The sequence below is a fragment of the Helicobacter sp. 11S02629-2 genome, from assembly GCF_002272875.1.
Taxonomy (GTDB): domain Bacteria; phylum Campylobacterota; class Campylobacteria; order Campylobacterales; family Helicobacteraceae; genus Helicobacter_I.
Window position 1 is genome coordinate 1 of the sequence record NZ_MLAN01000025.1, and the last position, 6,921, is coordinate 6,921.

The window sequence follows — 6,921 nt, forward strand, 5'->3', positions numbered from 1 at the left end:
GTTTTATAACTTACTTGTTTTTTATTTTTTTAATATTTCATTTTTGCTTATTAGACTTAATGAATCTTTTTAATATTTGTAATGTTTATAACATGTTTGATTCTTTAGTTTTAATGTTTGCTTGTTTTAGCTTAACACTTTAATTGTTTTAATCTATTATTTTAAGCTTTATTTTTTAGTTTTTTATTTCTTTAATACCCAATCTTTCTTTATTGCCTATCTTATTTCTTTTTTATTATCCTTATGGCTTATTTTTACTTAATATTTCTAATTTTATTATTTGGCTTTTAATGTTTTAGAGTTAAAGTGGGTTTGGGTATAAGAAGTTCTAAAAAGCCTTAATGCTATAACATTCTTGCATTTAAAGCTCATAGTTTAAGGTTTTTTAAGCTTGTAGTGATTTTAAACTTTATCTTTATAATCATACATACCTATTACATATTTTTTAGTATTAACAAAATGGATGGACTTAATACGTTATAGCAGTAGGTAGTAGACTAGTTAGTTGGGGACTCTTATAACGTTAATAAGTTTAAATCTTTAAGGAGGTGAATTATACCATGCAAATAAATAATGCTTTTACTTTTATAAAAGTGCTTTTATGCAAAAGCTAAGCCCTATAATTTATGGCAGTAGGTTTTCCAAGCTTACCAAAGCTAAAAGTCAAACAAACTTCTCCCTAAGTCTAAAGTCTCACTACGCTTTTTAGGAGGTCCTATAAGTATATGCATGTTTTCATACTGCCTATCAGTTATCTCAAGCACCCTAACGCTACCATGTTTTGGCAAAGCAGTCTTTATCTTAGCACATAGCCCCTTAGAAGATTCCACACCTTTAATAATCCTGCTATAAATAGAAAATTGGATCATCAAAAAGCCAAGCTTAAGCAAGTGTGTTCTGAACTTAGAAGCCTCACTTCTTTCTTCACTAGTGCTAACTGGCAGGTCAAACATAACTAATACTCTCATTAATATATCTCCATTCATGAAAACTCCTATAGTCTCACATAAGCTAGATAAAAATTTAAACTAAAGTTAATAAGTTAAAATTTATGTTGTTATAGCCAATAAAGAATTTATACAAAAAGGTATAACATGATAGAGGTTAAAAGGGTACTAGGGCTTGACATAGGAACAGAATCTATAGGCTATGCCATAGTTGAGATTCATGAGATTAAAGATAATAAAAAAGATAAAGATAAGATTGAAGAAAGAAAATGCAAAGAGGCTAGCCATATCATCACATCTGGCGTTAGGCTTTTTGATAAGTTAAGTGAAGATAGATTTAGCAAGCCTATAAGTGCTGTACGCAGGGCTAATAAAAGTAACCGCAACCGCTTTGCACGTCGTCATAAACGTATGCAAGAGATGGAATCTATCTTTAAAGACATAGGCTTTTTAAACTCAGACTATGACCACGATAGCTTTTTTACAAACTTTCTAGGAAAGATAAGAAAAGCAAGGGATAACAAAACGCTAGTCCCTTACAACCTACGCGAACTTGGTCTTAAAGAAAGACTAGAAAAAGATGAGATTTTTGCCATCATGTATCACATATGTAGGCATAGAGGTTATCGCTCAGGTCCAGTGCTAGAGGCGTCTAAGGGTAAAAAAGGCAAAGATAAAGAAGGCACTAAGGATAAGATTCTAAAAGCTAGAAGCAGCATGGGGGACTTAACCTTTAGCACACACTTGATACAAGAGGCCATAAAAAAGCATGTGCCTCCTGCCCATATGAAGTATCGCAATGAAGTGATGGCAGATAAGGACATGATAGAAGATGAAGCAAGAAGAATTCTAACTAAGCAAGCAGAGTTTTATAAAGAGTTAGATTCCACTTTTATAAATAAAGTCATAGATACTATAAATGCTAAAGCTCCAGCCTTAAGTGCAGAGCAACTTGAAAAGATGCTAGGCAAGTGTACTTTTGAAAAAGGTGAGCTTCGTGCACCAAAACATTCCCTAACTACCATCCTTAGCATCCTCCTTCAAAAGTTAAACAACCTTAAGTTTGATGATAGTAGCCTTAATACACAGCACTTAAGTGCTCTAGCAAGCCTATTTTTTGAAAAAGGCTGCCAGTTAAGCTATAAAGACTTAAGGGATGTTTTAAAATCAGAATCTAAGTTTAAAGATATAGACTATGTAAAAAGATGCCAAGAAACTATACAAAAAGGCTTAGAAGGATGCAGGCTAAAAGAAGATAGTGATATAAAAAGCTTTGTTACTTTATCTTATAGGCTAGCTTTAAATGTGGATAACGAAGCAGATTTTATAGCGTTATTAGAAAGCAGTCTTGATGTAAATAGCCATACACCAGATTCTAAAAAGTTTTACAGCAAAGTAAAAAAAGACTATGAGGCTATAGAAAAAAAAGAGATATTTTATAAGCAAGATAGCATAAAAGAGATCTTAGAGCTTTACTCTGTGAAAGACTTAGCTTCAGCTTTAGGGCGGGATGATGTAGATTCTATAGTTGAAATTTTTAGTAGGGAAAAAGACTATGTGGCTTTTCAAGAAAAGCTGCATGATGAGCTAGCTAGACAAGGCAAGCTAGAGCTAAAAGAAAGGCTTTTAGGTCTTTTTGAAAATAGCATCTTAGGTACTTCTAACCTAAGCTTAAAAGCCCTTAAGAAGATAGAGCCTTTTTTACTGCAAGGACAAAAGTATATAGAAGCTTGCCAAAGTGCGGGCTATGAACTACAAGATAATACTAAAAAATATAAATACTTACCAACCATAACAAGGGCACAAAAAGAAAACCTTATCTTTGCAACTAATCCAAAACTTAGAAAGATTGCCAATCAAGTAGTGATATTAATAAATACTCTTATTAAAAAGACCTATATATCTAATGGTGAGCACAAGCACTATAAGTTTGATCATGTGCACATAGAGCTAGCACGCGACTTGCCAAAAACTAAAGAAGAGATAAGAAGAGAGATAGAGCAAAATAAGTTTTTTAGAAACGAAAATGCAAACGCAGAAACATTTGTGGGCAAAAATGCAAGCAAAAAGACATTGCTTAAAGCAAGACTGCTTTTAAATCAAAATGAGCGATGTCCATATTGTGGTAAAACACTATATAAAAACGATCTTGCTAGCTATGAGATAGACCATATCATCCCTTATTCTATAAGTTTTGATAATAGCTTTTCAAACAAAGTCCTAGCACACAGAGATTGCAATCAAAAAAAAGCTAACAGGATACCTATGCTTATGTTTGCTAATGATGAGAACAAAGAAGACTATGTAACAAGAGTTAAATCACTGCACTTGCAAAAGACAAAAGAGGCAAACTTACTTATCACAAAAGAAGAGCTAGAGACTAAGCTTGAAGAAAGCCTAAAAAATGGACGTGTGCTAAGTGATACAAGATATGCTGGGAAGTTTATAAAAAACTACATAGAACGTCATCTTCAGTTTGAAGGAAACTGTAGTGATCTAACAGATAAAAATGAAGATGGCACAACACGCCAAAGAGTATATGTGCGTAATGGCAACACAACTACTATCATGCGTAATCTTTGGCACATAGGGACGCAAGAAAAAAATGAAGATTCTATAAGTGTAGAGCGCTACAAAAAAGATAGAAAGCTTCACACCCATCACGCAGAAGACGCCATAATCATAGCTTGTACTACTCAGGGCATGATACAAAAAATATCAACGTTAGCAAAGGATTCTGAAGGGGAATTTGTTAATGGAGATGATGCTAGTTCTAAAAACGCCAAGATAGAACAAAAGCTTTTAAAAACTTTGCATCAAAGTGAGCCTATCTTAAATATGAAAGAAAAGGTTAGACAAAACTTGCAAGAAATCTTTCCAAGTCGTAAAGTAGATAGGCTAAAAGAACATGGAGATACCCACGAAGAAACTATAAGCTCACTTCGTAATGCAAAAGCTGGCTATGCCAAAGTAGACAAAGAAGGCTTTTTAGAGTTGAAACAAAAAGATCCATGTGCACTAACTATGGTAAAAAGAATCTCACTAAGTGAGCTTAAGCTTATAAACTTAGAATCTTTGGTTAATAAAGACACTAGTAACAAAAAGCCTTATAATCTTTTAAAGACTTTCTTAAAAGATAGTAAGAGTGAAGATTCTAGTGCTTTTAAGCCTTTACTAAACTACTTCCATAAAACTAGCTTAGAAGATCTTTTAAGTTGCAAAGTAAGTATAGAAGATAAAGGTAGCAATATTAATGTTATAAATAAAGTCTTTATCCGAGATGGCGTGGCTAACAAAGGCTCACAGCAAAAATATCTACTTTATAAAACTAAAAAAGGCACCTTCCATATAGGCGTGGTCTACTTTGCAGACTGTATAAAAGATGATAAAAATGCAGTTGTGCAGATAGTCTCTAGGGAGACTTATGATAAAAGGGATATGAGTGATAAAAAGGATAAAGATGGGAATCTGGTATATGAGTATGTTGATACGCTTTACAAAAATGATCTTATCTACATCAAGATAAAAGAGAAAGGCAGCATCAATGAATACATTCACTATCTAAGTGAAGTTGATATTTCAAATACACAAGCAACTATGCTTCATCCAGTTATCCATGAAGAGTTATCTATAAATAAAAAAGGTGATATAGAAGCAAAAACTTATGCGTGGAAACCAGCTATAGGTGGCACCAAGATACTAGAGATAGAAAAGCTACAAGTTGATATCTTGGGTAATGTATATAAAAAAGATGAAACAGGCAAATATAAAAAATACAACTATCACCAAGTAAAAAAACTTATGCTAAGAGATCTAAATCTTTACAAAGAAGAGCAAGAAAAGTTTTTAAAAGAGCATAAAAAGCTATAAAGTGGCTAATCTAAATGTCTATATAGACACAAACACTACGCTAAGCATCAAGCATGGCAATCTTATACTAGATGATATAAGCAAACTTAAAGAAAGCGTTAGTCTTCCTTTAGAGCTTTTATCATCTGTAGTTATAGATTCTTATAGTAGTGTTGTAACTAAACAAGTTTTAGTTTCTTTGGCAGAAAATAATGTACTCTTAGTGCTTTGTGATAACGCCCATCTGCCAACTTCTATCTTGCTTCCTTTTCAAACACATAGCACAGCTTCTTTGCATATACGCAAGCAGATAAAGGTGCGTCAAAAAAAGCTAGGGCTTTTGTGGCAAGAGATAATAAAAGCAAAGATTATAAACTCTGCAAACCACTTACGTTTTAAAGATAAAGCAAGATATAAAATCTTAGAAACGCTTGCTTCAAAAGTCTTACCAGATGACAAGGGCAACAAAGAAGCTATCGCTGCAAAAGAGTATTTTAAGGCGCTATTTGGGGCTAAGTTTAATAGGCAAGATGACAATGCAACTAACATCATGCTTAATTATACGTATGCCTTGCTTCGTGCAAAATGTGCAAGGGTGTGTGCTGCTAAAGGTTTGCTTCCTAGCCTTGGTATACACCACACCTCTTTTTTAAACAGCTTTAATCTTGCAGATGACTTTTTAGAGCCTTTTCGTGCTTTTGTGGATGTTTATGTTACTAGTTATCTTGAAGCTTGCAAAGGGCTTGATAGCAAGGGAAGCCAAGAGTTTATATTAAGCCCAAGTGATAAAAAACATCTACTTAGAATCTTTGATCATAAAGTTTACATGGATGGGAAATACTATCTTATAGATGCTGCTATAGAACAAAGTATAGGGTCTTACTTACAAGTTATCTTAGAGAAAAGGGAGCATCTAAGCTTGCCAGTTTTGGATGAAAGGTATGTAAAAAGTGTAGTTAGCAATAATGGGTAAATACAAAAATGCACTTATATAAAATCGCTTTATATATTTCTTAAAGACAAGACCCTAAGGCCTTGGCTTTAAGAAAACCATGGTCTTAAACCATGTGTGTACAACTTAAGATTTTAAAATCTTAAGTCTTATTATAAGAGTCCCCTAAAGTTCTACATTTAGAGGTTTTAACTATAGCATTTTAAAGTTTAAAGCTACTTTAAGCTTTAAAAATATGCTTTTAAAGCCCTAAATTACGGGCTTAAGTCCGACATGTGTTGTAGCATATAGAACTTTAGGGGACTCTTATAACCCAGATCGGTAGGTCCAGTAAGTGTATTGGGTTGTAGCATATAGAACTTTAGGGGACTCTTATAACCAAAAGGTTTGAATACTTTGTTGTGGATCTGTTGTAGCATATAGAACTTTAGGGGACTCTTATAACCAGATGGAGTTATACCAGTAGGCTTTGCAGGTTGTAGCATATAGAACTTTAGGGGACTCTTATAACAAATTTTTCGAGATTATAAACAGCACTCCCGTTGTAGCATATAGAACTTTAGGGGACTCTTATAACTAATCTTTAGGGGGCGTTTTGGAGCCGTGCGTTGTAGCATATAGAACTTTAGGGGACTCTTATAACTTGAAAAAGTGAAAGAAGCAATTTCAATTTGTTGTAGCATATAGAACTTTAGGGGACTCTTATAACATTTAATGTCAATTCCCGAGTATATAAGTAGTTGTAGCATATAGAACTTTAGGGGACTCTTATAACCATCTTCTAGACTTAAAGCATTTAGGTCTTATTGTAGCATATAGAACTTTAGGGGACTCTTATAACAAAATAATGAATGAGGATGTGATTGAGGGGATTGTAGCATATAGAACTTTAGGGGACTCTTATAACACATAGTGCTTGATAAAGATATAAATTCACATTGTAGCATATAGAACTTTAGGGGACTCTTATAACAACTCAACTTGGCGGGGATTATATAATCAAATTATAGCACATAGGAATTTAGGGGATTCTTATAACAGCATTAGCTTTTTCTTACGTAGAAAAACTAGGTAAAGGAAGCAGGGAAAAGCTAGAAGGAAGCGTACTAAAAAAGCTTATAGCCTTAAACACACATGGTAATAAAGAATTTAGCTACACTGACTTTGTAAGAT

3 protein-coding genes and 1 CRISPR repeat array are annotated in these 6,921 nt (G+C 33.5%); of the genes, 2 read left to right on the forward strand and 1 reads right to left on the reverse strand.

Translation table 11 applies throughout. The features are described 5' to 3' along the window. Positions 1-656: 656 nt before the first annotated feature. Positions 657-986, reverse strand: a complete 330-nt coding sequence (cas2, locus tag BKH40_RS08335) for a CRISPR-associated endonuclease Cas2 (protein WP_095278562.1) — start codon at positions 984-986, stop codon at positions 657-659. 108 nt (positions 987-1,094) lie between these two features. Here cas2 and cas9 point away from each other — a divergent pair, with 108 nt between their 5' ends. Both cas9 and cas1 read left to right on the forward strand, forming a co-directional pair. Beyond that, positions 1,095-4,817, forward strand: coding sequence for a type II CRISPR RNA-guided endonuclease Cas9 (gene cas9 / locus BKH40_RS08340; RefSeq protein ID WP_095278563.1), 3,723 nt, complete (start codon positions 1,095-1,097; stop codon positions 4,815-4,817). Between the two features lies 1 nt (position 4,818). Further along, a complete protein-coding gene (gene cas1, locus BKH40_RS08345; protein ID WP_180675172.1) occupies positions 4,819-5,769 on the forward strand; it encodes a type II CRISPR-associated endonuclease Cas1 in 951 nt (316 codons plus the stop codon). 257 nt (positions 5,770-6,026) lie between these two features. After that, positions 6,027-6,787: a CRISPR direct-repeat array (repeat unit 35 nt; unit sequence TTGTAGCATATAGAACTTTAGGGGACTCTTATAAC). Positions 6,788-6,921 lie beyond the last annotated feature (134 nt).